Genomic DNA, 26,306 nt, shown 5'->3' with positions numbered 1-26,306 from the left:
TCCTTTTCAATTATTGAATTCGAAAGGCAGCTACCGCCATGTCCTACCCCCGCTAAACACTTGGTAAGCACCATCTATTTGGATACCTAGCACTATTTCATGCGTGCCGTTTGATACTCTGTTAAGAGTGGACGTTGTTTGATCGTAGGCGTAAGTGAGGTTAGCAAATCGTTTTAAATTGAAACCAACCATCCCCGAAAATGAGTCTGATTTACGGTAGCTACCACCTATCCATATTTGGTCTTTATAAGAAAGCTTAACATTTAAATCTACTGAAAGCGGAAGATTGGAAACTCCTTTCAGCATGAACGACGGAATGAGAGAAATTTCCTCATCTAAGAATAATTTATATCCGGAAGTTGCAAAAAAATGTGGTACCGTTTTACCTTGCTTATAATTTGAACTCTTCGTAAAAGCAAGCACCTGTGGTATAACCTGTTGCACTGAAAGCCCAGCAAAAAACCTAGCTCCATATAACCAGACGCCAATAGATGCATCAGGCTTAAATTGTGTTGCTAGTACATCTGAAAGTGCTGGATCTCCATCAGTTTCTAAATCTAATGCATTCTCATCTAGCGAGATTCTACTTAATCCTATATAAGTACCGACAGATAAATTGTTAGTGCCGCTGAGTTGCAGGTGATAAGCATAACTCATACCCGCATCAATCCTTGATATGGGCCCTGTCCTATCCGACACTGCCATTACTCCGACACCATAGTGAGCGGGCGAGGATGTATAATGCCGCATATAACTCTTGCTCATCGGGTTGTCGCTTTCTCTTGGTAAGGATAATGGATTTTGCCATAGGTAATCTGATCCTAAGCTCCAATGTGCAGATACAAATGAGGTCTGCGGCGCATCCTTCAAACCGCTCCATTGCATTCGGTGACCTAATTTAACATCTACACTATTTTCTGTACCACTTAATGCAGGATTCAGTAAATAATTATTGAAAACATACTGAGTGTATTGAGGGCGCTGTTGCCCATTCGATTCGTTGGCACCAACAATAATCAAACTTAACAGACAATACGTATGACGTAGATACTTCATTTGATTATAGTTAAAGTGCCTGTTATGGGCTTATCATAGCCAGATAAAATAATAACATAGTAATACACTCCTACAGGCAGCGGCTTCCCGTTATAAGTACCATCAAACGGAACTTTATAGCCACTACTCTCGAAAATACGTTCGCCAGCTCTGTCGTAAATGCTGACTTTTACAAAAGTGTATTTTTCTAGCTGTTTGATGTTCCAAACATCATTTATAGCATCTCCATTGGGACTAATTGCAGATGGAATAGACGGATGGCCCAACACTTTTACATAAACATCATCAGATTTGAGACAACCTTTATCGCTCTGCACGGTGAGCGTATAAATCATATCTTCGGTAGCTTTTACCAGGGGATTTAGCACATCGTCTCTATCCAAACCGGTAGACGGCGACCATTTGTAAATCAAATTTTGTGCTCCGCTAGCAGTTGCATTAAACCTGAATTGCTCTCCCTCAAAAATGACTTTATCTTGGCCAGCATTAACGACTGGTGTTGGCTGCACCGTGACTTGGATTGTTTTTTGCGCTACACAACCAGCTTGTGAAGTGAAAGTGTAGGTAAGATCATGTAATCCTGGACCAGCCACTGATGGGCTGAACATACCGCTAGAACTTAAACCTGGCCCTGTAAAAACTCCAAAACCAGGAATTTCGTTTATTTCTTGTGCAAATAACTGTACATCTGGCGCTTCGGAGCATATTTCGTTAATTGACGGAAATTCTATTACTGGTGTGGCATTAATGGTGATGCTTTTTTCGACCGATGAAACGCAAGTGTTGCCCACATAAGCCACCATTTTAATAACAAATATTTTAGTGGACGGAAAACTAAAGCTAGGGTACTGATGGGTGTAGCGCTTACGATTAATTCCACTACCCGGCGAGTAATCTACCTCCACTACGCTCGGATCATTATCAAAATCATAATATAACTCTAACTTCGTTACCTCGCCAAAAGCTAAAGTTGTTTTATCTAATATCGTTACAGCAGATTGAGCACACAACGCACTTGGATTTAAAATTTCAAAATCAGCAATTGGTTGTGCGCCATCTATGGTAATTTCTTTGTTCAGTACTAATTGGCAGCCCGCAGGGTTAGTAACGACTAACTTTACATTGTACTTGCCTGCAACAGTATATCTATGGTCGGGATCCTTTAAATTTGAGACGTTTGGATTTTGTTCAGTGGCATTTAAATCGCCAAAATCCCACAAATAGGCCAAATTAGCATCAGGTAGCGCATAAGTAGAAAACTTGGCCACTCCATCCGTTAAACAAGACGATTGCAATGAAAAGTCGGCGACCGGAGTTCCGTAGACTGTGATGGTCTTTACTTGCTCATCGGCACATGATTGTCCAGAATAAACCTTCATTTTAACGATATAGGTTTTACTTTCTACATCATTAAATGTTGGATATTTAAAACTGTAAATCTTCGGTAGTCCATCCCTACTTGTTGGGTTTACATCAACAACATCTGGCGTATTTTTGTTAGCAAAATCGAAATACCATTCAATTTTTGTTACTTCCCCGAAATCTACCGTCGCCTCATCTTTAAATTCAACCATGTTATAACTACACAGTTTATTCTGATCCAAGACCTCAAAGCCGGCTTTAGGCAAATCTCCATTTACCCTAAACTGCTTTTTTAAAGTAACAACAGATCCATCGTCAGACGTAACTGTTAATGTTACTTCATAAACACCAATAAAATGGTATACGTGCTTGCCATCTATCTCCGTTGAAGTATTTGGATCTTGTGATCCAGCTAAGTTATCACCAAAATTCCATAGATAAGTTAAGTTACCGCCCCCGCTATTTATCGTTTTATTCGAAAAAACAGCAATACCATCTGAAACGCAGTAATCTGGTGTTTCAAAATCAACATTTATTAAAGCTGCCGCTGCTGAGGGTGCTTTGTCATGGTTAGATCGACTGGGACCAACATGACTATCCCCTCCATTTAAACTAAAAAAAACAGTTCTATTATCAACTGAATAGCAGCTGTTTACGCGTAAATAATTTTGCGTATTAGCTGTAAAAAATACGTCCAAAGGCAGAGAACTACACAATGGAAATTGCAACCTCGAATTGTTTGCACTATATTTTAGCCAAAAATTTGTGCCCCTAGTAGATGCAGGTAAGGCACTAATTTGAGTTAAAAAGCTAAAATACAATAGTGCAGAAAACAGGTATATTTTCATAGGCACTAATGGTAAGTACTACAACAAAACTCTCAGTGTCAATTCATGTGATCCAGTTGAAACTGTGTTTAAGTTCGAAGTAGTATAATCATAAGTGTAGCCCAATACAACGATATTAGCTACACTAAAACCAAAAGTACCAAAAAAAGCATCGTCTTTCCTATAGCCACCGCCAATCCACAACTTGTTGTTGTACGAAAATTTCAAATTCAAGTCAAATGCCTTTGGCAGGGGGTTAACTACCTTAAGCATAACGGATGGCGTAACCGAAAAATTATTATTTATCCAAAACTGATTACCTACGGTTACAAAGTAGTGTGCCACCTCTTTACCAACGTTGAAGTTGCCATCAAAAGCTACGCTATTTTTAATGATTTGCTGCATAGAAGCCCCAACATAAAATGTGGGACCATAAAAATAGATCCCTGCATTTAAGTCGGGAAGATATTTATTGATTTCACCTCCACCACCAACGGTAGGATCACCTTCTTCTTCAAATAACAAAGCAGATGAATTTAGTCCTAGCCTACTTGCTCCTAAACCAACACCGATAGATAGATTTGCCCTTTCTCCTACTGCCAGATGGTAGGCGTAAGTTAAATTACCGGTAACCCTATTTAAAGGGCCTGTTTTATCGTTTAAAAATAGAACTCCAAAAGCATGGTGAGGCATAGATGCGGTGTAGTCGTACATGTCATCTTTGGTAACTGGCTCGGAAACACCTAAGTCACTTGATCGATAATTTGCCATATCGCCACCAAAGGAAATCGGCGTACTAAACGTAACATAGCCAGTTTTAGGAGCGTCTTTTAACCCTTGCCATTGGCTTCGGACACCCAATCTCAAATCCATTCCCTTATTCAATCCAGTTACTGCCGGATTTAAAACAGACATGTTTTGTAGATATTGAGAATAATGAGGGCGCTGCTGTGCCTGGGTAGTTGTGCACCATAAAAGCAGTCCAATGATAAAACCTATTCGTATCATCTTAAAATTGTAAGCGAACCTGTGTATTTCTTCTTTCCATTATTGGGTTCGATAATGTAATAATAAACGCCAATAGGTAAATCTGAACCGTTATAACGCCCGTCCCATGGCTTTAAATAAGGCGATGCACTAAATACATTTTGCCCATAACGGTTAAAAATGGTAATACTTCCGTTAGGTAAAGTTTCGAAGTACTTGACATTCCAAGTATCGTTTTTCCCATCTGCGTTAGGGCTAAATACATTTGGAATGATCGGTTCTTCATGAACTGTAACTACATAATCGTATACTAAATCGCAACTATTAGACGTAACAGTTAAGGTATACTTCGTTGTTTTAGTGGGCTTAGCGATTGGATTAAAAACATCGTCGGCGCTCAGTCCATCCGCTGGCAACCATTTAAATTTTAAATTATCGCCAGTGGCAACCACATTTATTTGTTTTTCGCCACCTACCAAAATATCTGCATTTGGCGGCATAGTTACCACAGGTAGTTTATCAACGGTAATGTTTATATTTTTTTCGGCGGTACAACCATTAGCATTATAAACGCATTTGATGTTGAAATTTCCAGGTCCGGCGATGCGTGGACTAAATACGCCAGATGGTGTAACTGCAGTTCCTGAAAACACAAAACTACCGGCTAAACTGTTCTCATCTACCGCTACCAACTGCACTGGATTGTCATTTTCACAAAGTGATGTGATGGCATTAAATTTTAAAATTGGTGCTGGATAAATTGTCACATTTACCGGAGCTGATTCACTAACACATAGCTGACCAGAATAAGCTCTAAGTACCACTTTATAGGTTACTATACTGGTGGCGTTCGGGTATTTGTGCGTGTATATTTTTCCGAATGTAGGGGCATTATCTACTACAGGGACATTCGGCCCGCCTACTTTATAGTCAAATATCCATTCTAACTTTGTGATGTTACCAAAGCCTATTGTACTTTTATTTTCAAAACTGACATCAATATCTGCGCAGAATTTAGTATTTGCATTTTTTACTTCGAAGATCGGATTCGGATTACTTCCACTAATTGAAATCTGTCGCGTAAAAACCACCGGACAGCCCTTATCAGAGCTAGCGGTTAATTTTACCAAATATGTTCCAGGGGCGGTGTATTTATGCTTAGGATTTTGTAATGTCTTTTGCGACACGTCATTGGATCCATCACCAAAATCCCACAACCAAGTTGTAATGGTGCCTTTAACGGCCACCCCTTCATACGCCACCAAATCGTTCACGCAAGAACCTGGATCATTAAATGTCACTTCTGGCGTTTCATAAATAGTTATCGTTTTAATAATAGTATCAGCGCATCCGCTAGATGAAGTAGAGATCAGTTTTACATTATAATTTCCAGCCAAGGGATAAACTGCTGTAGGCGAAACTGCAGTTGACGTAGGTGCTCCATTTCCAAAATCCCAAACTCTGCTTACAATATTGGAGTTAACAAAGGTACTTTCATTATTAAATTGAATTGTAGCATTTGGGCAAAAAGGTCCTATGGCAGTGAAAGCCGACTTTGGCGCCGCTAATATATTTATGGTTTTGGTTACGGTTAGATTACAGCCCAAATCCGTAGTAACAGTTAACCTCACTGTCTTTGTACCAGTGGTTAGAAATTTATGTTTAGGATTTTGGTTGCTACTAATTACCCCATCGCCAAAATCCCAAGCCCATGTTTTAATATTACCTCCAGTACGTGGCGAAGTATCCGTAAATTGAACATCTGTATTTACACAAGCTTCAGCAGGATTGGTGAAATTTGGAGAAAACACATCGAAGGTGGTGAAAATCTCCTCATCGTTAGCACAAATGGCGGCCGCTGGTTTCTGAATTAATGCCTTTAGCACATAATTTCCAGAGTTCGAAAAAAACGCCGAAGACAATGAGTAATTGTAGAGATAATAAGTTTGGCCATCTTCTACTTTAGTGGTGTAAGGCGGAGTATTGACTACTTCAACCTTGGCTCCGTTATTCAGTGTCCAAGTTATTTTATCCGTTATATACGGAAGTTTTAATATAAAATCAAAGTTAGTTCCAAGGCAAAAATTAGTTGAAGCAACGGTACTTCCGCTGTTGAAAGCCTGGATATTACTCTTTAGATTCTTCAAATCTGTTCCCGCCAAATAGGCATAGGACTCTACCTGTCCATAGCCGTAAGCAATAGCTACAAATCCTCCGCTTGCAATTAAACGGTGTTGATCGCCAGAGTTAGTAACGTCCACTACAGCATAACTGTATTCGCCATCTGCAATAGGTTTAAACTGACTTGAAATAGCAGCACCGTCAAGTGTAAATCCTGGGATATCGACTGTCTTGATAATAATGTTCAGGAAATATTTTGAAATATTGGTATTCACACCAGGAACACTATTCAACTTCGAATAAACCGCTATATCTTTTAATGTCTGCTCAATAGGATTTAAAATTGTCATCTCCGGATCGCCGAGATAAGGGCCTCCTTGACCCGACGACGCTGCATTATTTAAGTTACAGTTCTGGGAAGTCTGAAATTGTGCCACTGCTATTGGCAAAGTAGCTTTAATTACATTAGGTGTATTACTGTAAAAGGTAATAACGCTTCCTTTACGGTATGGATTAGTTAAAGGTATACCGTTTGCCAGTGTAGTGCTCCCATTTACCGAAACGGTAGTATTATCTTCGGAAACAATAATCTTAATGATGTCAGTGTTGCCGTTAAGCGTGTTATAGAAAGGTGCAGAAACAAAATTACGGCCCCAAGCAGTGACTGGAAATAACTGTTGAAATAAGTTATCCCCACCATTTGGGCTAAAGTTGGTAGTTCCTACCCGAGAATTACCCAGTTCACAATATGCAGACCAAGTGGTACCGGAAAAAACGGCTATTGGGGCGCATCCACTTACTGATTTGACTTGTGAACCGGTCAAATCATTTATAGCCTGGTATTGGTAGATATCACCTTTATTTAAGGTAATGGTAAACGTCACATTGGCTAATCTTGTACCGTTTCTATTACTTTGCGTAGGCGTTATTTCTACTTTGGTACCGTCTTTAGTACCCACAATAGTGAACTCAGAGTTAGCTGAACCATTGGTTGCGCCGGTATTCTGTTGAGAAAAAACGTAATATTCTTGCTCCAGTGCCGATGTTGGTAGCACTAGCGTTGACCCTGTGCGTGCATTATTGGAAATAACACAATATAATGAAATTGCATTTGCTGCAGTAACGTTAATTCCTTTGTTAATTTCCAACACGTCCGAACTTCCAATGTAAACATTATAGGTGTTGGGATCAATGAACACAGGCTTTACCACATTCGCCGTTATTGTACCACTTGAAATTACTACGTTGCCAAATTTAACCTGATAGGTAGTATTCACTTCTGACGACAAAAAAAGCGTCATCCGCGATCCCAATCCATCAATATGCCCAGCATAAGCAACCCAAAAATCGGTTCCCTTATTAGAAGTTGTTTGCGCAAAAAGAAGCACATTAAACCCAAAAAACAAGCTCAAAAAGATAAGCAGAAATCTGTTTTTCATTTCAAATTGAAAACATATTAAGGTGGAAACCTACGAACAGTGTGAATCTAACAAGATATTAAGCTTAAATTATTGAAGTATCGGTAAAATAATAAAATGTATCGGCAAAGTTAAGCACATCTAAACAAAGCTAAGATAACAGGTTTTGACGAGCGATAAACTCAAGTTGTTGGTTAGCAACTAAGAGCTTTTCTGTTAGTTCCCTATTTTCTTTTCGTAGCGTGTAAATTTCTATGGCCTTATCAATATTAATACGAAGGTCTTCCTCCATCCACGGCTTTTGAATGTATCTGTAAACTTGTCCTTTATTGATTGCATCAATTACTGCGTCAATATCTGTATAGCCTGTCAGAATCATCCTAATTGGATCAGGGTGGTTTTCTAAAATAGAAGCCAAAAATTCAACACCTGTAGTTTTAGGCATGCGTTGGTCGGTAATCACAACCTGGATATTTTCATTATCCAGAATCTTTCGCCCCTCATCAGCGGACTCAGCAGTAAAAACTTTGTACAATCTGCGGAAAGTTGCCGCAAATGCACTTAAATTATGTGGTTCATCATCAACGTAAAGGATATTAGCTGTCATTTTTCAAGTAATAAAAAGTTAAAAATACTTTTTTAATGTAATTCTAAAAAACTAATTTAGTGTTTTAACTATGGAAAACCACTTTTTATGCCGAAAATTCATCTTTAAAATACGACAATGTATATTAATGACGCTGTTCCCTCTGTTTTAAAAATGCTTGTAGAACAAGCAAAAGAAAACAAAGATTTATACAAGCCACTGATACTAAGACTTTCCAAAAACGAAGACAAAGCTAAGTTTTATCAAATTCTTTCCGAGAGTAACGGGTTACAAGTTTTCAACACTATCGAAGCGCAAGTAATTGAGCTTTTAAAGTGCATCAATCCGTTAAATGGTATGCTCCCTAAAAGCGAGCTCGAAAAAATGGCGATTGAAAGGCTTGGAAATAGTGACGAGTATGGAGTGTGGGTACATTATCCTTGGTCTAACAAACTTGTGCACATTTTAGACGAACAAGAATTTGTTACCGTTAGGACTAACCGGAACAAGCACAAAATCACAGAAAAAGAGCAGCAAATATTATCCACTAAAAAGATTGGAGTTATTGGCCTGTCGGTAGGGCAATCTGTCTCGTTAACACTGGCAATGGAAAGAGGTTTCGGTGAACTGCGCATTGCGGATTTTGATGAGCTGGATTTAAGTAACATCAACAGAATCAGAACAGGTGTACAAAACATAGGCATCAAGAAAACGGTAATTGTTGCGAGAGAAATAGCAGAAATTGACCCCTATTTAAATGTAGTTTGTTTTGATAGCGGTATTACCGATGAAAACATCTTAAATTTTTTAACCGACAATGGACAACTTGATCTCCTCATAGATGAATGTGACAGCTTCGATATTAAAATTAGTGTTAGAGAAGTAGCTAAACAACTACAAATACCGGTTTTGATGGAGGGCAGCGACAGGGGAACTATCGACATTGAGCGTTTTGACTTGGAGCCTGATCGAGCGATTTTACATGGAATGGTTGATCACTTGGACATGAAGAAGTTCAGGCACTTGAAAACCTTCGATGAAAAAGTTCCTTACATTGCTGCAGTAACAGGTTTCGAAACACTGTCGCCGAGGATGAAGGCCTCAGCTGTGGAACTAATGAGCTCCATATCTACCTGGCCTCAGCTAGCAAGTGCGGTGACTTTTGGTGGTGGGGTTAGCGCCGATCTTTCTCGCAAAATATTACTGAATTCACTTCGCGTATCTGGAAGGTATTTTTTGGATTTAGATGAGATGATTGTTAATCCGACAGAGAAAGAAAGTACTGTAAAAGAAAACGTTAATAACAAACCACTTACTACCGAAGACCTTGTTGACTTTATAAATGAAAATCAACTGGATCGCTTTGCGAAAGATGGTGCAAAGGAACTAAGTGATGAGGAAATAATTTATTTAATAGAAGCTGTAAAAAAGGCGCCTTCAGGCGGCAATAGTCAACCGTGGCGCTGGCACTACCAAAATAAAAAATTACATTTATTTATGGACGTAGGTACTGCCGCCGCGTACTTGGATCCTCAGTTCGTATCATCTTACACCTCTATCGGTTCGGCCATTGAAAATTTGCTATTAGCAGCAAGTGCTAAAAAGCTGACTGTAAATTGGAGCTTAACTCCAGAACTTGCTCCTAAACACTTGGCTATTTTCAGTTTCGCCAACGGCGCTGAGGCTACAGAAGAGCAACAAATTTTAGAACAACAAATTCCGTTTAGACATACGAATAGAAAAAGTCCCGAACGCACACCGCTTTCTAATGACCACAAGAAGTACCTAAGCAGTTTAGTGCAACAAACTAATGGTGCTTCGTTAACTTTTATAGAGGATGCAACGAAAATCAAAAGACTTTCGGAAATAGCAACCACAACTGATTTGTTTAGAATGTTTATCCCTGAAGCACATGAAGATTTCATTGTTAAAGAGATGCGTTGGACCCCTGAAGAAGTAAAACAAACCGAAGATGGTATAGGTATACATACGCTAGATTTGGGAATAAATGACCAATACGGTATCAGATTGTTAAGAGACCGCCGGATGATTAACTTCCTAGAGGAAATAAACGGCGGCGGAGCTTTCGGAAGGCTACTTACACAGCAGTTTATGAGTTCTTCTGCTATAGGATTAATTTCAATGCCTAACAACGCGGTTGAATCTTGGATAAATTGCGGCATAGCAGCCGAAAAGATGTGGCTAGGTGCAACTGCACTTGGTTTGCAAATACATCCCGTTAATGTACCCCTATTGTTTTTCTATAAAAATTCAGTGGAGAAAAGTATAACTTTATCAGATGAAAGAAAGTTGTATTTAACGCAGGCAGAAAAGGAGTTTAATACTATCTTTGAAAAGTCTCAAGATTCAACTTCAATGTTTATGTTTAGAATTTTTAAGACTAGCGCATCTCCAGAAAAAACCATCAGAAAGTCAAACGAAAAAATTTTCTCCATTGGAAGGGCATAACTCAGAAATAAAGCGCATCAATTTTACAGCCTTTAGAGCTATTGATGATAGAGAAGCTTGTATTAATTTTATGGATGGCCACCGAAGGGTACTGGAAATTTTTGGGATTACCCAAATTACCTCAGCAAAAGCCGACTGGATATTAAACCCCGATGTTTATGTGATGTTAGTAACCGATGGCGATACTGGCAAAGCTGTTGGAGGAGGAAGAATACATAGAGCAAACCGAATAAATAAACTTCCTGTTGAGGATGCAGTTGGCTATATGGATGATAAAATTTACAAAATGGTTGATGACTACACCGATGTAGGTACCGGCGAAGTAGCAGGTGTTTGGAACTCGTTTGAAGTTGCAGGCTTAGGCGTAGGAAGTAATCACCTGAGTACCGCTTGTGTGGCATGCGCCGAGTTTATTAACCTTAAAACATTATTTGGATTAGCTGCACCAGCAACCTATAGAAACGTGGTTCGCGGAGGGTTTGAGCCCGTAAAAGAGTTAGGAAACAATGGAAAATTCTATTATCCTAAAGACGATATGACAGCAACAGTAATGTTTAACCACGATATCGTAAATTTACCGTTGGCCCTGGAACCAGAAAAAACAAACATTCTTACCATGAGAAAAGATATTGTACATACCAAACAGGTAATGTCAAAAATTGGTACTGAGGTTACATTAGTGTTTGATTTGTCAAGAGTATGAAACAGCTGAAAGTCATCTTCTTTTTTTTCAGCATAGTAACGTTATGGTACAACACATGCTATGCCGAACAAGGTACTGGAGAGTTGTTCAAAACGTATTATCTGGAAGACAAAACTAACTCGAAAACCTTGGATCAAGTAGAGAAAATGACCTTTACTGAAACCAATGCCAATATTTTAAACTTTGGAACTAGCGACCACACTTTTTGGATCAAACTAGTTTCTAAAGATGCAACCCGTTTTAAAAATGAGCTACTAAGTATAGATCAAGCTCGTTTTCAGCTAGCAAACCTTTTTTTGAAACGAACTGCGCAGCGTGATTCCTTAATCAAGTCATTTGATTTATATAATAAAGGCAAAGCTAAAAATAGCCAAGGCTTTTCTTTCATGTTGCCTACAACGCTGAAGAAAGGTGATATTTTATATCTCAAACTGAGACCGCATGAGGTTTTCATCACCAAAATTTCCGTAAAAAAAGAATACGAACTCCTTGAAAAACACGCACTGAGAGACATTATTTTTGGTATTTATACCGGTATAATGCTCATTATGTTCGTATACAACTTATTCTTATTCGTTGTTGTACGTGATAGAAGTTATATATTTTATGTTTTTTATATCCTCTTTACGTGGTTGGCACAAATATCAATACAAGGCTATGGACTTCGATATATTTGGGATGCAGATTCTTTTATGAATCAAAACTCCGTAGTGCTATATTCTCTCTTAGGACTCGCTTCTGCATGTTTATTTACGATATCTTTCCTCAACACTAAGTTATTTTCCCCTTTATCACATAAGCTATTCAAAATTTATCTTTGCTTGGTGATGATGTGCTTGGGAACTCTTTTGATAATTGGAAGTTCATCAACCTTTATTTTAATGCAGATTTTAACGTTGTTAGGGGCAGCTATCGCTATGTATGCTTCTTACTACGTTTATTTTAAAAAACATTTTAAACCTGCTGGTTTTTATCTTTTAGCTTGGTCGATATTACTGGTTGGAGCGATACTTTTTGTTTTGAAAGACTACGGTGTGCTTCCTTACAATACGTTAACTACTTATTTATTACAGTTATCATCTGCCATAGAGGTAATGTTGCTGTCATTTGCCCTTGCCGATAAAATCAACTATTTCAAGAAAGAAAACGAGACCGCACAAGTACAGGCTTTAAACGCTTCTTTAGAAAACCAAAAACTGATTAAGGAACAAAACATCATTTTGGAGAAAAAAGTAAGGGAACGTACAGAAGAACTTGAAAGTGCAAATACAATCCTAAATGAAACGCTAAACAACCTAAAATCTACTCAATCTCAATTGGTTGATGCCGAGAAGATGGCAGCATTAGGACAACTTACCGCTGGTATTGCCCACGAAATCAACAATCCGATCAACTTCGTGACCTCAAATGTGAAGCCGTTACAATTGGATATTGATGATTTGAAAGACATCATTAATAGGTACGAAAAAATTGATTTTGAAAAAGATATTAAACCTCAGTTTGAAGAAATTGAAGCTTATAAAAAACAAATTGACCTAGGTTTTATCAATAACGAGATCACATCCTTACTGTCTGGAATTAGTGAGGGAGCTAAGCGAACCGCCGAAATTATTAGAAGCTTAAGAAATTTTAGTCGCGTGGATGAAACAGATATGAAAGCCATTGATATTAACGAGGGCCTTTTATCCACATTGGTTTTAATTAGAAACACTTTGCCTGACAATCTTGTTGTAATTAAAGAATTGGGCAACTTACCTAAAGTAGAGTGCATGCCGGGCAAAATAAACCAAGTATTTATGAACTTGGTGTCCAATGCAGTGCAGGCTATCAAAAGTAAAGATGTACAAGCTAACGAAGAATTTTTAACTATCAAGAGTTGGTATGATAGTCAGCAAGTATTTGTGAGCATAAAAGATAGCGGCACCGGCATGAGTGAAGAGGTGAAGCATCGTATTTTTGAACCATTTTTTACTACGAAAGATATTGGCGAAGGAACTGGATTAGGATTGTCTATTGTGTTCAGTATCATTGAAAAACACAAAGGGCATATAGAAGTTGTTTCAGAAGTTGGAAAAGGTACTGAATTTATTATTACATTGCATGTAAATATACCATAACTTACATTATGATGAGCACTCCTACCGTACGCGTTTTATATATCGATGACGAGGAAAATAATCTCCAGGCTTTCCGTGCCAGTTTTAGGCGCATGTACGAAATCTACACGGCAATATCTGCTGCAGAAGGTTTGCTCATACTTCAGAACATTGATGTACATGTCATCATAGCCGACCAAAAAATGCCGAATACCACGGGAGTTGAATTTTTTAGGAGCATTGTAAACACTCACCCCGATCCTATTCGTATTTTATTAACTGGTTATACTGATATAGAAGCTTTAGCTGATGCTATTAATCACGGCGATATTTATAGGTACATCACTAAGCCTTGGAACGACTTAGAACTTCACAATTCAATTAAAAATGCCTATGATGCCTACAAGGCAAAAATTGATTTGAGAAATAAAATGATTGAGCTTCAAAAAACTAACGATGAACTCAACCGATTTATATATAGCATATCCCATGAGTTAAGAGCCCCTTTAGTTTCGGTAATTGGAATTATCAATTTAGTTAAAATGGAAGGCCTGTACGATTCCAGTGGCGAATATTGGGGATTGATTGAAACCTGTTCCAACAAACTTGACTACTACATTCAAAAACGCTACAGTACTATAAAAATGCTAAAGACGTACCTGACCACAGCGAAATAGACTTTAAAACTATCGTGAATGAATTGGTTGAATTACATGGGTTTTCGGATAGAGATATGCATTTCAATGTAAGTGTCAACCAAAATACGACGTTTATTGGCGATGCTTTTAGGATTGAAGTCATACTAAGCAACTTAATTTCGAACGCGATAAAGTATCAAAAAACTAACGAATCCAATAAAACCGTTAATATCAATATTGAAGTTGACGACCTTGAAGCTCAAATTGAAATCAACGATAACGGAATGGGTATCCTTAAAGAACATCTTGAAAAAATATTCACTCAATTTTTCAAAAGCAAAATGCATCATGGAAGCGGTTTAGGCCTATTCATTGTGAAAGAAGCATTAAATAAAATTAACGGTAATATTAACGTAAGCTCAAACATAGAAAATGGTACAACCTTTAAAATAACCATACCAAATGCCAAATAGAACAGGAAAAGTGCTGCTGATTGACGACAATGAGATCGATTTAAAAATACATTATCGAATCATCAATTTGTCTGGTTTTTTCGATGAGATTATCTCTTGCCAATCTGGCGAAGAAGGATTGAACTACATCAACAAAAATCTTAACAATCCCGAACAATGGCCTGATTTTATCCTTTTAGACATTCAGATGCCGGAGATGGACGGATTTGAATTTTTAGAGATTTACAAGACGTTCCCAAAACCGTTTCTTGATCGTTGTAAATTAGCGATTCTTTCGTCGACACTTGACTTTGGAGATATCAAAAAAGCAGAAGCTAATCCATTGGTGATCAAACTGCTTAAAAAACCGCTATACCCTAACGAATTGAAAGAGCTGCTCAATAAATATGCTGTTTCTTTCGGAACAAAAAATTAGCTAGCAATTGGCCGGTAGATGCTACTCACGACCACCAGAATTAGTTTTCTGACAAATTGAAATTTTGGAAGACACATTCTTTGTCCAACATCTCAAATTCCATCGTAGTAATCAAATCGTTGTCTTTTGTTTTCAATTCAATTTTGTGTTCGCCTTTTGCTATATTTTTAACAACATATACATTGGTGAGCGCCTCTGGATTTTTTAGGTCGCTACATTCAGTAGTCGAGCTAGGGATAACATTAGGCACTGGAAAGAAAGAACCAGATAACTCGCCGTCAACGTAAACCAGTAATTCTAAATGTTGGCTACCTGCGTAATTAAAGGTAATTGCGTATTGCCCGTGCTCTTTGTTAATGTTTTCTTTATCACAAGAAGACAACATTACAAAAGTGAACAACAGTGAGAGTATAAATTTATTTTTACGAAACATATGAGCAAATATGCTAAATATGTACTAAAAGAAAAATACCTACTAAGTGGTATTAATACTAAAATAAATACTTAAAAATTAGTTGCAGTTCATGGTATTTCCGTAAACTGTATGTGTTTGCGGAGATAAAAATGGAACGTTTAAATTAGCTGCACGTAAAATAAAGAGCGCTCCTAAAAACGCTGCAAACCAAGGGATCAATCGCTGACTATTGAACTTAAAATACCTTTTTAAGTAAATACCACCTAAGGAAATTGTTAACATTAATGGCGTAGTTCCCAATCCAAACAATAGCATAAAATAAGCTCCGCCCTGCGAACTTGAAGAGTTAAGTGCTGTAACTAATGCTAAATACACCATGCCACAGGGAATTAATCCGTTAAGCATACCTGCGAAAAACCCCCACAGTGGTAAATTGAAAATTTTCCCCATCAATTTACTTATTGGCAATAGCATTTTTGCTTGCATTTTTTGTAGATGGCTATTTTTGGTCCCTTTCCACTGCAACAAGGTGATGGAAATAAGTAATATACCAATGAGCAAACTTATCGCTTCCTGTTTAATAAAAACATGAAATACGTTCCCCACCAAACCCACTATCAATCCAAGCAAAGTATATACTGTAATTCGGCCTAGTTGATAAAGCAGTACCTGGAAAATGCCGTGCCAATTACTTCTTTTATTTAACGGTAAAGCTAACACTATTGGGCCACACATTACAGCGCAGTGCAAACTACCCAAAAACCCCATTAAAAAAGCAAGCGGCGTAAAGCTCATAATGTAATTTCCTTGGTAAACAAGTAGTCTTTACCGTTGTTAGTCCATGATAATTTTAACTGCCAAAGCCCTTTTCCCATCCCAGTTAAATCAATTAATATCAAATTTGATTCTCCGATGGTATGACCTTTACTTTTAACATCTGCTGATTTTGATGATGGTCTAATCAAAGCTAAATCATAATTTACGCTATCTTTTAGCTTGATAATTAATTGACTTTTAGTAATATCTAACGTAGGCGTTGCTTCATCATTAAGCATATTGGTTTTAGCATTAAACTCCTTGTTATAGTTGATGCCTTTTTCGTAATAGTCATCTTCCACAAGCGCATCTTTACCATAATTATTGAACATATAAATGGCCATACCCACAATGAACGACATGAAAGCCGCCATCCCCAAAACTATTTTTGTTCCCCAGTTCATGTTTTTACTTTTTATGCCGAAGCTATTTGAGTTATTAAGGTTGTGAAAAAAATGTGGTACCTGCCTTACTGATGGTGATGTTATTTTCTTGCACTTCAAATGCTACCTTACTTTTAAACTCCTTGATATTTTTTGGTTTTTTGATCAGAAAAAATGTCAATCTCGCCGTCCCCTCTTTCGGCAGCAAAGTATCAGCTTGAATCAATTCAATACGATCATTTTTATCCGCCGATTTAAGTGTAAACTTGATGTCTTTGTTAGTTTTGTTAATCAATTCGGCATTATACAAGTTAGCGATGCTACCATCGTTACGTTTCTGAAAAAGTGTTCCACTAGCTCGCAGTACGGTAGTTTGTACCTCTTCCCTTCTGTATACTAATGAAGAAAAAACCATCAGAACTACAAACAGTACCGCAGCGTATCCAATCCCTCTAGCTCCAATTTTAAAGCGTGTTCTGTGGGTGATAAAATCGTGCGTATAAAATCCGATTAATTTTTTAGGCTTATTGATTTTGAGCATTACTTCATCGCAGGCATCGATACACGCCGTACAGTTTACGCACTCCAGCTGTGTACCTTTTCTAATATCTATGCCAGTAGGGCAAACTTGCACGCAAAGACCACAGTCAATACAGTCGCCTTTTAAAGGTTGAGTTGCATTTTTTTGAAGATGCCCTCTTGGTTCGCCACGAACTTCATCATAAGCAACAATCAAGCTCTTATTATCTAACAGCACCCCTTGTAAGCGGCCATAAGGACAAATTACCGTACAAACTACTTCTCGCAAATAAGAGAACACGCCATAAAAAACCAAGGTAAAAATCCAAATGGATACAAAACCACTTGCATGCTTACCGATAGGCTCTGTAATAATGAGATACAGCTTGTCTGAACCAATAATATAGGCCAAAAAAGTATTCGCTATTAAAAATGAGATCAGTAGGAACAATGCATGCTTCAGCCCTTTTTTCCAAATCTTTTCCGCATTCCATGGTTGCGCATCCAACTTACGCTGCTGATTGGCGTCGCCTTCAATCCAGTATTCAATCCGGCGGAAAATCATCTCCATAAAAATGGTTTGAGGGCAGGCCCAACCGCACCACAACCTGCCCAAAACCACCGTAAAACATACTATGAAGAGCATAAAAATAAGCATTGCCAGAGCGAAGAGATAAAAATCCTGGGGCGTGAAAATTAACCCAAAAAAAACGAACTTTCTTTCTAACAGGTTGAGTAATATCAGTTGCTCGCCATTTAGTTTTACAAACGGACTAGCAAATAGCAACAGCAACAAACTATAACTGAACCACTTTCTTTTATTATACAAGTTACCTTGCGGTTTCTTTGGATACAGAAATGTTCTACCTAAAATCTTCCGACTTTCGTTACTGTTATGTTGAGCTTTTGCCATCACCTTGTTTATTACTCGATTTCAATCAGTTAGCTAATTATTTAGCAGGAGTTTCGGCTGCCGCAGGATCATATTTTTCACCTTGTGGCGCCTTAGCATTAGCCGGCTTTGAGCCCTGTAAAGACAAAATGTAATTTGCTACTGCACTAATATTGGATGAACTCATATTTTTCTCCCAACTTACCATACCTTTAGCCGGAACGCCATACTTAATGGTTTTAAAAACATCTTTCACACTTCCACCGTGTAACCAAAATTCGTCCGTTAAGTTAGGTCCAACCAGTCCTTCGCCATGTTGCCCGTGACAAGCGACACAATTGGCATCAAAAACGCCTTTACCGGTAGCAATCTGCGATGGGTCAACTTTAACTGAATTTTCATCAACTGACGACGCGGATTTTGCCAAAAACTGTTGCTTTTCAATATCAGCTTTTGCCATTTCAGTTTGATATTCATCATCTTGGCGCTGCCCACGATCGCTAAAATGATAGTAGTATAAATAAATCGCTCCAAATATAATTGTACCATAAAAAAGTACATTAAACCACGTAGGAACTGGGTTATTAAGTTCTTTGATGCCATCGTAAGTATGAGGAATTTCTAAATCTTTTTCAGCCGACAATGGTTTTAAGCTTAACAACTTGGTCCATAAATTAGGGCGACTAACGTCTTGTTTTTTCCAATCTTCATATTCCAACAATTTTTGCTCTGCTGTTTTGAAAGGCGTTGGATTAAGTCGCTCCTGATAAATCACTTTAAAACTATTGTAAAGCGTGATGGCAACAAATAGCAGGATAATAGAGAACACCAACAAAGTGATGATCAATAATTCTGTAGTGCTTACACCTAAAGATGGTTCTGGGATCACCGGCCTGGCCTCGGCTGTTGTAGCAACCGCTGTATTTCCTTGAGCAAAACCAATTAAAGTTAGCAGCCCGAAAAATATGATTAAACTAAACTTCTTCATAACCATTACTTTGAGGTTCGCTAATAGGGAGATTACTCATTTCAATTAAATGTTGTTTGTTCATTTTCAATAGATATACCGTTACCAAAATGAAGAAAGCCATGAATAAGAGTAGAGATAAGATGAGATAAAACTCACCTCCGGCTAGGTCTTTTATTTGCTTGAACATAATTTTACTGATTAGAAGGAATAGTTGTTTTATTTGCTTTGATATCGGTACCCATACGTTGCAGATAGGCAATTAGCGCAATGATTTCTCTGTCGCTTTTTACCTCAATATTGTTCTGCTTTAGGTCTGCCGCAATAGTTTCAGCCTGAGCGTTTAACTTAGCTACTGCCACTGCGTCGAAATTTTCTCTGTAAGGAACACCCAAGGTTTGCATAGCTCTTATTTTAGCAGGCGTTTGACTGACATCTAATTTTTGGGTAATTAACCAAGGATAAGGTGGCATGATACTACCTGGAGACATTGAAGTTGGATCCATCATGTGATTGTAGTGCCAAGCGTTAGAGTATTTACCACCAATACGATGCAAATCGGGTCCGGTACGTTTACTTCCCCATAAAAATGGATGGTCGTATACAAACTCACCTGCTTTGCTGTATTCGCCGTAACGCTCCGTTTCTGATCTGAACGGACGAATGGTTTGTGAGTGACAGTTCACACAGCCTTCTCTGATGTATAAATCTCTGCCTTCCAGTTCCAATGGCGTGTAAGGTTTAATACTAGCAATAGTTGGCACATTACTTTCAATGGTGAAAGTTGGCATCATTTCGACCATACCACCAATTAAGATTACAATTAATGATAACACCATAAATTGCATTGGTTTGCGCTCCAAAATTCGGTGCCATTTTTTATCAGTTGCGTCTTCATTGCTTACCACTTTTTCCAAAGCCATAGCCTCTGCTTCCTCGTTGGCAACTAATTTTCCTTGTAACATTGTTTTCGCAAGGTTGTAAGTCATTGCAATTGCGCCAATTAAATAAAGCGCTCCGCCAATAGAGCGTAAAATATGCATCGGGATAATTTGCAATGTCGTAGTTAAGAAGTTAGCATATTTCAGCAAACCTTCTGAAGTGAACTCCTTCCACATTAAGCCTTGCGTAAAACCTGCCCAATACATTGGAATAGCGTAAAATAAAATTCCAAGCGTGCCGATCCAGAAGTGGAATCCCGCTAATTTTTTGGAGTAAAGTTCTGTTTTGTAAATACGTGGAATCAACCAATACAAAATCCCGAAGGTTAAAAATCCGTTCCAACCAAGCGCACCAACGTGTACGTGTGCAACAATCCAATCGGTAAAGTGTGCAATACCATTAATTTGTTTAAGCGATAGCATTGGACCCTCGAAAGTAGCCATACCGTAGGCAGTAAGCGCCACTACCATAAATTTCAAGGTAACATCTTCACGCACTTTATCCCAAGCTCCACGTAAGGTCAGCAAGCCGTTGATCATCCCGCCCCAACTTGGTGCAATTAACATAATGGAGAAAACTACACCTAATGATTGCGCCCATCCTGGTAAGGAAGTGTATAGCAAGTGGTGTGGCCCTGCCCAGATGTAGATAAAAATTAACGACCAGAAGTGAAGGATACTCAATTTGTAAGAATATACCGGACGGTTTGCCATTTTAGGAAGGAAATAGTACATCATCCCCAAATACGGTGTCGTTAAAAAGAAGGCCACAGCGTTGTGACCGTACCACCATTGTACCAACGCATCTTGTACACCTGCAAATACATAGTAGCTTTTTAAAAAAGATATTGGCAGCTGGAAAGAATTTACGATATGCAGCACCGCGATGGTTACAAACGTGGCAATGTAAAACCAAATAGCAACGTACAAATGTCTCTCGCGACGTTTGATGATGGTACCAAACATGTTAATGCCAAATACCACCCAAATTAGTGTAATTGCGATATCGATAGGCCATTCCAACTCTGCATACTCGTGTGACGAAGTGATGCCTAAAGGCAAAGTAATTACTGCAGAAACGATGATCAATTGCCATCCCCAAAAATGGATATTGCTAAGAACGTTGCTGAACATCCTTGCCTTCAGTAAACGCTGTAAAGAGTAGTAAACTCCCATAAAAATAGCATTACCCACAAAAGCAAAAATTACTGCGTTAGTGTGTAGCGGCCTGATACGGCCAAAGGTAGTGTACTGGTTACCCATGTTAAGTTCGGGCTTGTACAACTGCATGGCAACAATTAATCCCACTAACATCCCGATAATGCCCCATACTACGGAAGCAATACCGAAATTTCGTACAATCTTGTTGTCGTAAGTAAATTTTTCTAGCTGCATAATGATTAGAAATAGATTTGTAATGTTGGCAACAAAGTTATCCTAGCGCTATAGCAAAGCTGATGATAAGCGTTAGTCGGAAATATGATCTTTATCACTTTCTGGAGTAACTGTTTCGTCATCAAAAAGTATGCGTACGCTTGGTGTATACACATCATCATGTTGGCCACTTTTTAATGCCCAAAAAAATGCTCCTAAGAATATAAGTGCTACTGTAACACTACATCCAATTAAAAAATAAAGTATGTTCATGTTTTTTGGTTGTATTGTGATTGGTTTGTTAGTTTTTTAGTTTGGCGGTTGGAAAGTCGATAAGTTTGAGGTTAGATGGACGGAGCGGGGTCAGTTTTTCGGATGGTGTTTGTAGTTCATTAGTTCATTTGGTTCGTTTGGTTCATTAGTTCATTAGTTCATTTGGTAACTAACTACTAATTCCTGATCTCTGACCACTGATACCTGATCCCTAATCCCTAACCCCTAGTCCCTAGTCCCTAACCCCTAACAACTACCTCAACCCATTCTTTCTTGCAAAATATCGTGTAGCAATACTTGTGAAACTAATAATGGTAATGGTGCTTACAGGCATTAATACCGCAGCAACTAAAGGATAAAGCGTACCCTGCACCGCATAGTAAACCCCAATCAAATTATAAGCTGTGGCTATAGCAAAGCTGATTTTTATCGTTTTCAAACCATCTTTACTTAACTTAATGAACCTTGGCAGTAAACCAATGTTAGCGCCGCTTAGAATGGCATCGCAACCTGGTGTGAAATTGTTGATATTATCTGTAATCGCTACGCCAAAATTCGCTTGTTTTAATGCTCCCGCATCATTCAATCCGTCTCCCAACATCATTACTTTTGAACCTTGCTCTTGCAATAGCTTGATGGCTTCCAATTTCTGATGAGGACTTTGATTAAATACAATTTCTGCATTAGCACTAAAAACTGATTTGAGCATCTGCTCATCTTTATTAGTATCTCCGGAAAGCACCTTTAGCTGATAATGATTTCCTAAGTTATTAATGAGTACATCAATGCCATCTCGCCATTGTTGCTCTAAAGAAAAACAGCCTTTATAGCATCCATTAATTGAGATATGAACGCCAGCTTCCTCTTTACTTTCTATTTCATGTGATAAACCTCGGGCACTACCAGCGTAAACTACGCAGCCATCAATAACTCCAGTAATGCCTCTACCAACTAGCTCGTTGTACCTAGCAATAGGATAGATTTTATCGGGATTTAAACTTTTGAATACTTGCCTACTCAATGGATGCGAAGAATTGTACAATAGCGAAGCAACCATCAATTGTTCTTTCTCTGTTAAATCTCCACTAAAAACGATAGCGGATTGATGCGTACTTGTCAATGTACCAGTCTTATCAAAAACAATGGTATCCAAATCGGCCAACTGCTCAACGGCATCGGTGTTTTTAACGTAAAAGCCTTTTTTATCAAAAACAGATAGAATTGCCGACAAAGTAAAAGGTGTACTTAACGCCAAAACACAGGGACAAGCTACTATTATTACAGCTGTAAATGCCGACCATGCTTTGGTGCTATCAGCTTGCCAAAGCCAATAAGCAGTAGATGCAAAGGCTATGATAAAAACACCTATACTAAAATATTTCGCTATGCGATCATTGAAACTCTTTTTCTTGAAACCCGATTTGTAGAAATCTTTGTTCCATAATCCAGTTAAGTAACTTTGCGAAGCCGGCTTCACTACTTCCAACTCAATGGCCTCTCCCATCTGCCTACCGCCAGCATATACCATCTCACCCAAAACTTTCTGCTGAGGTGCGGCTTCGCCAGTTACAAAACTCATGTCCAACCATGCATCACCCTTCATCAATATGGCATCAGCTGGAACTAATTCGCCATTGCGTATCAATAGCCGATCCCCTACGGCTATATCGCCAATGGCTACCGGTTTTTCCCGGTTATCTTTCAATGTAGTAATGGCTATAGGAAAATAGGAACGATAGTCTCTATCGAAAGAAATGTGCTGATAGGTGCGCTGTTTTACCCATTTTCCCATTAGCAGCAAAAACACCAATCCTGTTAAGGTATCAGCAAAACCCGGCCCCGTATGAAACACTGTTGAAATAGCAGTACGGATAAAAAGTACTGCTATGATGAAAGCGAGCGGTGTATCTAAATTAACATAGCGTTGCTTCAAGCTGGCAAAAGCCGATATGAAGTAGTCTTTAGCACAATAAAATGTCACTGGGATACAAAACGCTAAATTAAGCCACGCAAAAAGTTGCTGAAATTCTTTTTCGATGCTTGACAAGCCGAAATATTCAGGAAAACTAAATAGCATGACATTACCCATGCTAAATCCAGCAATGGCAATTTTCCATATCAACTGTTTATTTACCGAATTACTTTTCTCTTTGACTACATCTTGCAAACTTATTAAGGGCTCGTAGCCAATCCTACTTAATATCTGTACTAATTCACGTAAAGAAACTTGATGATGCTTGTAGCTGATCGTTACTTCTCTTTTCAAGAAATCGATACGGGAGCTAAAAATGGCAGCATTGATTTTGTAAAGATGCTCTAACAACCAAATACAGGAGCTGCAATGGATGGCTGGAATGTAAAACGTTACAATGGTATTGTCTTCATCCTTATAATTAACCAACTGTGTAATGATATTCGGTTCGTCTAGATATTCGAAATGTCCTTCATCTGCTATTCGCTGACCTGGATTATCATTATATGCGTAGTAGTTACACATGTTATTTTCCGAAAGCAGCTGATAAACGCTTCGACAGCCTACGCAACAAAAGTCCTTATCGTCGTAGCTCAATTTAATGCTAGGCAACTGATCTCCGCAATGATAACAAACTGAACTTTGGTGGGTAATAATTGAATTGTTCATGTGATTAACTCCTTTCTGTAACTTGGAAGTGCATAATTGCGAATTGATGATCTGATAGCGATAGTTAAATTGCAGCGCTAAATAGTTGCGTTTGTGGTTGCCTTTGCCAAAGCCGAGCGTCAAAAGCCATACAAACATTTCTGAGATAGGACTTCCCAAGTGCTTTGATAGTGACGTTTCCAGCGTTAACACTTACCAAACCATCATCAATCATCGGCTGTAGGCGACTAAGTACTGGTGTATCAACGACTGCTCCAAAATCCGTCTGATTTCGACACATTAAATTGGAGATATGCCTGCGTATTTGAATATCTTCTAAATTTAGCAAATGTCCTTTCTGTACTGCCAATTCATCTGATGCGATAACCTGCTTGTATTCCTCTACTGTTTTAGCATTTTGTGCAAAAGCAGTTCCGCAATCGCTGATAGAAGAAACGCCCAAACCTAATAATATGGGTGTATGCTGATCCGTATAACCCATAAAATTGCGGTGTAGCTTACCTTCTTTACTGGCAATGTATAAGCTATCGGTTTTTAAAGCGAAGTGATCCATTCCTATTTCCTCATAGCCTGCATTAACCAACATTTGCCTACCGGTTTCATATAATGCAAATTTTTCATCGCCTTGCGGGATATCATTTTCGGTAAAATGGCGCTGACCAGCTTTTATCCAAGGCACATGGGCATAGCTATAAAATGCAATTCTGTCGGGTCTAAGTGCAATCACTTCCTCAACAGTATTTTTCAAACCTTCCTTATACTGGCCGGGAAGGCCATATATTAAATCGTAATTAACAGACTGGTAACCTATTGATCTAGCTAAATCAGTAATTGCTTTAACTTGTTGAGGCGTTTGATAGCGGTTAATCATGAATTGCACTTTCGGATCAAAATCTTGAATTCCCAAACTCAACCTTTTAAAACCTAGCTCGTATAAAACCTGCAAGTGCTCAGCAGTAGTGTTATCTGGGTGCCCTTCAAAGGAACAAGTGGCTTGCTCATCAAATCGGTTACCGCCTGCAATGGTTGCTAATAAATGCTTTAAATTTTCAGCACTAAAAAACGTAGGTGTACCCCCTCCCAAATGTATTTCTTTAATTTTCGGCTGTTCACCTAATAATTCGCAATACATTTTCCATTCCTTCAATAGTGCTGAAATATAGGGGGTTTCAACACCGTGATTTTTAGTAATTCGAGTATTACAACCACAATACGTACATAAACTTTCGCAAAACGGCAAGTGAATATAAACACTAATTCCCTCCAACTTGTGTAAGCTATAGGCAGTAATTAATCGTTGTTTCCATTGTGCTGCATTGAACTGATCGTTATCCCAATAAGGCACAGTTGGATAGCTAGTATAGCGTGGAGCGGCTACATTATACTTCCTTAACAATTCATTGATTGCCATCTTCCTCTCCTTTCCTCATTGCTACGCCGCAGTCATTTGGACAACAACAAGCCTTTCCAACACATTTACCAGCTGCCCAGTTATCCAAGTTTTTAATTACCTGTTGCATCCTGTCAATAGCCAAATTTGCACCATCTCTAACTAACGGTACATTGGCAATCTTAAAACCAGCCAAGCCAGCTGCATTTAAATCAATATGCTTGGTTTCAAAGGACGATGTAGCGATATATTTTATTCCTAAAGTTCTTAAGCCTAAAATCAAATCAGCGTCTAGCACATCATCATTAAAAACAATTAAAACTTCCTTACCTTGTGCAAAAGGTAAAGTTTCTTTACTTAAGCTATTGGCTATGATAGTGATATCATGTTTCTTGTGGTTAGCCAACACCAAGCATTCTTTTTCTTCAGGTTTAATATTATATGCAATAGCCTTCATGAAATCCTTTTATGTTTCACAAAACTACCTAGGCTTTTAACTTTAGCTCTTGAGCGTAATTATCCTAAAAAATGATTTTCGTCACGA

The 26,306-nt window shown here is 38.4% G+C and carries 22 protein-coding genes; 6 read left to right on the top strand and 16 right to left on the bottom strand.

What is annotated here, in order from left to right; genetic code table 11:
* Window positions 1-30 precede the first annotated feature (30 nt).
* From ACY2A0_RS17135 to ACY2A0_RS17115, 5 genes are all read right to left on the bottom strand, one after another.
* On the bottom strand, window positions 31-1,056 hold the full coding sequence (locus ACY2A0_RS17135; protein WP_461790599.1) for a PorP/SprF family type IX secretion system membrane protein: 1,026 nt from the start codon (window positions 1,054-1,056) through the stop codon (window positions 31-33).
* Entirely contained in the window at window positions 1,053-3,266 is a 2,214-nt protein-coding gene (locus ACY2A0_RS17130) for a PKD domain-containing protein (RefSeq protein ID WP_461791716.1), read from the bottom strand. The genes ACY2A0_RS17135 and ACY2A0_RS17130 overlap by 4 nt, the downstream gene beginning before the upstream one ends.
* Before the next feature lie 18 nt (window positions 3,267-3,284).
* Window positions 3,285-4,253 carry a PorP/SprF family type IX secretion system membrane protein gene (locus tag ACY2A0_RS17125; RefSeq protein WP_461790597.1) on the bottom strand — a complete coding sequence of 323 codons (969 nt, stop codon included), beginning with the start codon at window positions 4,251-4,253 and terminating at the stop codon, window positions 3,285-3,287.
* Window positions 4,250-7,792, bottom strand: coding sequence for a PKD domain-containing protein (locus tag ACY2A0_RS17120; protein WP_461790596.1), 3,543 nt, complete (start codon window positions 7,790-7,792; stop codon window positions 4,250-4,252). Before ACY2A0_RS17120 ends, ACY2A0_RS17125 begins: the two co-directional genes overlap by 4 nt.
* Before the next feature lie 130 nt (window positions 7,793-7,922).
* Window positions 7,923-8,378 (bottom strand): response regulator, encoded by a 456-nt coding sequence (locus ACY2A0_RS17115; RefSeq protein ID WP_461790595.1) that lies wholly within the window; start codon window positions 8,376-8,378, stop codon window positions 7,923-7,925.
* A gap of 153 nt (window positions 8,379-8,531) precedes the next feature.
* Between ACY2A0_RS17115 and ACY2A0_RS17110 the strand changes: the two genes are divergently transcribed.
* From ACY2A0_RS17110 to ACY2A0_RS17085, 6 genes are read left to right on the top strand one after another with little or no spacing between them, the layout of a single operon-like run.
* Window positions 8,532-10,826, top strand: coding sequence for an Rv1355c family protein (locus ACY2A0_RS17110; protein ID WP_461791715.1), 2,295 nt, complete (start codon window positions 8,532-8,534; stop codon window positions 10,824-10,826).
* The gene (locus ACY2A0_RS17105) at window positions 10,813-11,529 is read left to right on the top strand and encodes a hypothetical protein (RefSeq protein WP_461790593.1); all 717 of its coding nucleotides are present in this window, start codon (window positions 10,813-10,815) and stop codon (window positions 11,527-11,529) included. The genes ACY2A0_RS17110 and ACY2A0_RS17105 overlap by 14 nt, the downstream gene beginning before the upstream one ends.
* Complete coding sequence (locus ACY2A0_RS17100; protein WP_461791714.1) at window positions 11,526-13,646, top strand: sensor histidine kinase; 2,121 nt, start codon at window positions 11,526-11,528, stop codon at window positions 13,644-13,646. The genes ACY2A0_RS17105 and ACY2A0_RS17100 overlap by 4 nt, the downstream gene beginning before the upstream one ends.
* Window positions 13,647-13,654: 8 nt before the next feature.
* Window positions 13,655-14,302, top strand: a complete 648-nt coding sequence (locus ACY2A0_RS17095; RefSeq protein ID WP_461791713.1) for a response regulator — start codon at window positions 13,655-13,657, stop codon at window positions 14,300-14,302.
* A 14-nt stretch (window positions 14,303-14,316) separates the two neighbouring features.
* Entirely contained in the window at window positions 14,317-14,736 is a 420-nt protein-coding gene (locus ACY2A0_RS17090; protein ID WP_461791712.1) for a sensor histidine kinase, read from the top strand.
* Window positions 14,726-15,151: a response regulator gene (locus ACY2A0_RS17085; RefSeq protein WP_461790590.1), complete on the top strand. Its 426-nt coding sequence runs from the start codon at window positions 14,726-14,728 to the stop codon at window positions 15,149-15,151. The genes ACY2A0_RS17090 and ACY2A0_RS17085 overlap by 11 nt, the downstream gene beginning before the upstream one ends.
* 40 nt (window positions 15,152-15,191) lie before the next feature.
* Here the strand turns inward: ACY2A0_RS17085 and ACY2A0_RS17080 are convergent, their stop codons facing one another.
* The 11 genes from ACY2A0_RS17080 to ACY2A0_RS17030 all read right to left on the bottom strand — a co-directional run bounded on the left by ACY2A0_RS17080 (window position 15,192) and on the right by ACY2A0_RS17030 (window position 26,219).
* A complete protein-coding gene (locus ACY2A0_RS17080; protein WP_461790589.1) occupies window positions 15,192-15,584 on the bottom strand; it encodes a hypothetical protein in 393 nt (130 codons plus the stop codon).
* A gap of 78 nt (window positions 15,585-15,662) precedes the next feature.
* A complete protein-coding gene (locus tag ACY2A0_RS17075; protein WP_461790588.1) occupies window positions 15,663-16,361 on the bottom strand; it encodes a sulfite exporter TauE/SafE family protein in 699 nt (232 codons plus the stop codon).
* Complete coding sequence (locus ACY2A0_RS17070; RefSeq protein WP_461790587.1) at window positions 16,358-16,786, bottom strand: FixH family protein; 429 nt, start codon at window positions 16,784-16,786, stop codon at window positions 16,358-16,360. Before ACY2A0_RS17070 ends, ACY2A0_RS17075 begins: the two co-directional genes overlap by 4 nt.
* A gap of 34 nt (window positions 16,787-16,820) precedes the next feature.
* On the bottom strand, window positions 16,821-18,197 hold the full coding sequence (gene ccoG, locus ACY2A0_RS17065; protein ID WP_461790586.1) for a cytochrome c oxidase accessory protein CcoG: 1,377 nt from the start codon (window positions 18,195-18,197) through the stop codon (window positions 16,821-16,823).
* 37 nt (window positions 18,198-18,234) lie between these two features.
* Window positions 18,235-19,164 (bottom strand): cbb3-type cytochrome c oxidase N-terminal domain-containing protein, encoded by a 930-nt coding sequence (locus ACY2A0_RS17060; RefSeq protein ID WP_461790585.1) that lies wholly within the window; start codon window positions 19,162-19,164, stop codon window positions 18,235-18,237.
* Window positions 19,151-19,333, bottom strand: coding sequence for a hypothetical protein (locus ACY2A0_RS17055; protein WP_461790584.1), 183 nt, complete (start codon window positions 19,331-19,333; stop codon window positions 19,151-19,153). Before ACY2A0_RS17055 ends, ACY2A0_RS17060 begins: the two co-directional genes overlap by 14 nt.
* 4 nt (window positions 19,334-19,337) lie before the next feature.
* The gene (gene ccoN, locus ACY2A0_RS17050; protein WP_461790583.1) at window positions 19,338-21,479 is read right to left on the bottom strand and encodes a cytochrome-c oxidase, cbb3-type subunit I; all 2,142 of its coding nucleotides are present in this window, start codon (window positions 21,477-21,479) and stop codon (window positions 19,338-19,340) included.
* A 72-nt stretch (window positions 21,480-21,551) separates the two neighbouring features.
* A complete protein-coding gene (gene ccoS / locus ACY2A0_RS17045) occupies window positions 21,552-21,731 on the bottom strand; it encodes a cbb3-type cytochrome oxidase assembly protein CcoS (protein ID WP_461790582.1) in 180 nt (59 codons plus the stop codon).
* A 253-nt stretch (window positions 21,732-21,984) separates the two neighbouring features.
* Window positions 21,985-24,372 (bottom strand): heavy metal translocating P-type ATPase, encoded by a 2,388-nt coding sequence (locus tag ACY2A0_RS17040; RefSeq protein ID WP_461790581.1) that lies wholly within the window; start codon window positions 24,370-24,372, stop codon window positions 21,985-21,987.
* 64 nt (window positions 24,373-24,436) lie between these two features.
* A complete protein-coding gene (gene hemN / locus ACY2A0_RS17035; RefSeq protein WP_461790580.1) occupies window positions 24,437-25,783 on the bottom strand; it encodes an oxygen-independent coproporphyrinogen III oxidase in 1,347 nt (448 codons plus the stop codon).
* Window positions 25,770-26,219: a lactate dehydrogenase gene (locus ACY2A0_RS17030; RefSeq protein ID WP_461790579.1), complete on the bottom strand. Its 450-nt coding sequence runs from the start codon at window positions 26,217-26,219 to the stop codon at window positions 25,770-25,772. The genes hemN and ACY2A0_RS17030 overlap by 14 nt, the downstream gene beginning before the upstream one ends.
* Window positions 26,220-26,306: the final 87 nt, after the last annotated feature.

The sequence above is a fragment of the Pedobacter sp. genome (assembly GCF_965249885.1).
Classification (GTDB): Bacteria; Bacteroidota; Bacteroidia; order Sphingobacteriales; family Sphingobacteriaceae; genus Pedobacter.
The sequence above is the reverse complement of the archived record's forward strand: the minus strand, read 5'-3'. Positions and strand labels throughout refer to the sequence as shown.

What these genes read in the sequence shown, in the direction of transcription:
- ACY2A0_RS17135 (WP_461790599.1), bottom strand. Translation starts at nt 1,056, where the DNA reads ATGAAGTATCTACGTCATACGTATTGTCTGTTAAGTTTGATTATTGTT.
- ACY2A0_RS17130 (WP_461791716.1), bottom strand. Translation starts at nt 3,266, where the DNA reads ATGAAAATATACCTGTTTTCTGCACTATTGTATTTTAGCTTTTTAACT.
- ACY2A0_RS17125 (WP_461790597.1), bottom strand. Translation starts at nt 4,253, where the DNA reads ATGATACGAATAGGTTTTATCATTGGACTGCTTTTATGGTGCACAACT.
- ACY2A0_RS17120 (WP_461790596.1), bottom strand. Translation starts at nt 7,792, where the DNA reads ATGAAAAACAGATTTCTGCTTATCTTTTTGAGCTTGTTTTTTGGGTTT.
- ACY2A0_RS17115 (WP_461790595.1), bottom strand. Translation starts at nt 8,378, where the DNA reads ATGACAGCTAATATCCTTTACGTTGATGATGAACCACATAATTTAAGT.
- ACY2A0_RS17110 (WP_461791715.1), top strand. Translation starts at nt 8,532, where the DNA reads ATGCTTGTAGAACAAGCAAAAGAAAACAAAGATTTATACAAGCCACTG.
- ACY2A0_RS17100 (WP_461791714.1), top strand. Translation starts at nt 11,526, where the DNA reads ATGAAACAGCTGAAAGTCATCTTCTTTTTTTTCAGCATAGTAACGTTA.
- ACY2A0_RS17095 (WP_461791713.1), top strand. Translation starts at nt 13,655, where the DNA reads ATGATGAGCACTCCTACCGTACGCGTTTTATATATCGATGACGAGGAA.
- ACY2A0_RS17085 (WP_461790590.1), top strand. Translation starts at nt 14,726, where the DNA reads ATGCCAAATAGAACAGGAAAAGTGCTGCTGATTGACGACAATGAGATC.
- ACY2A0_RS17080 (WP_461790589.1), bottom strand. Translation starts at nt 15,584, where the DNA reads ATGTTTCGTAAAAATAAATTTATACTCTCACTGTTGTTCACTTTTGTA.
- ACY2A0_RS17075 (WP_461790588.1), bottom strand. Translation starts at nt 16,361, where the DNA reads ATGAGCTTTACGCCGCTTGCTTTTTTAATGGGGTTTTTGGGTAGTTTG.
- ACY2A0_RS17070 (WP_461790587.1), bottom strand. Translation starts at nt 16,786, where the DNA reads ATGAACTGGGGAACAAAAATAGTTTTGGGGATGGCGGCTTTCATGTCG.
- ccoG (WP_461790586.1), bottom strand. Translation starts at nt 18,197, where the DNA reads ATGGCAAAAGCTCAACATAACAGTAACGAAAGTCGGAAGATTTTAGGT.
- ACY2A0_RS17060 (WP_461790585.1), bottom strand. Translation starts at nt 19,164, where the DNA reads ATGAAGAAGTTTAGTTTAATCATATTTTTCGGGCTGCTAACTTTAATT.
- ACY2A0_RS17055 (WP_461790584.1), bottom strand. Translation starts at nt 19,333, where the DNA reads ATGTTCAAGCAAATAAAAGACCTAGCCGGAGGTGAGTTTTATCTCATC.
- ccoN (WP_461790583.1), bottom strand. Translation starts at nt 21,479, where the DNA reads ATGCAGCTAGAAAAATTTACTTACGACAACAAGATTGTACGAAATTTC.
- ccoS (WP_461790582.1), bottom strand. Translation starts at nt 21,731, where the DNA reads ATGAACATACTTTATTTTTTAATTGGATGTAGTGTTACAGTAGCACTT.
- ACY2A0_RS17040 (WP_461790581.1), bottom strand. Translation starts at nt 24,372, where the DNA reads ATGAACAATTCAATTATTACCCACCAAAGTTCAGTTTGTTATCATTGC.
- hemN (WP_461790580.1), bottom strand. Translation starts at nt 25,783, where the DNA reads ATGGCAATCAATGAATTGTTAAGGAAGTATAATGTAGCCGCTCCACGC.
- ACY2A0_RS17030 (WP_461790579.1), bottom strand. Translation starts at nt 26,219, where the DNA reads ATGAAGGCTATTGCATATAATATTAAACCTGAAGAAAAAGAATGCTTG.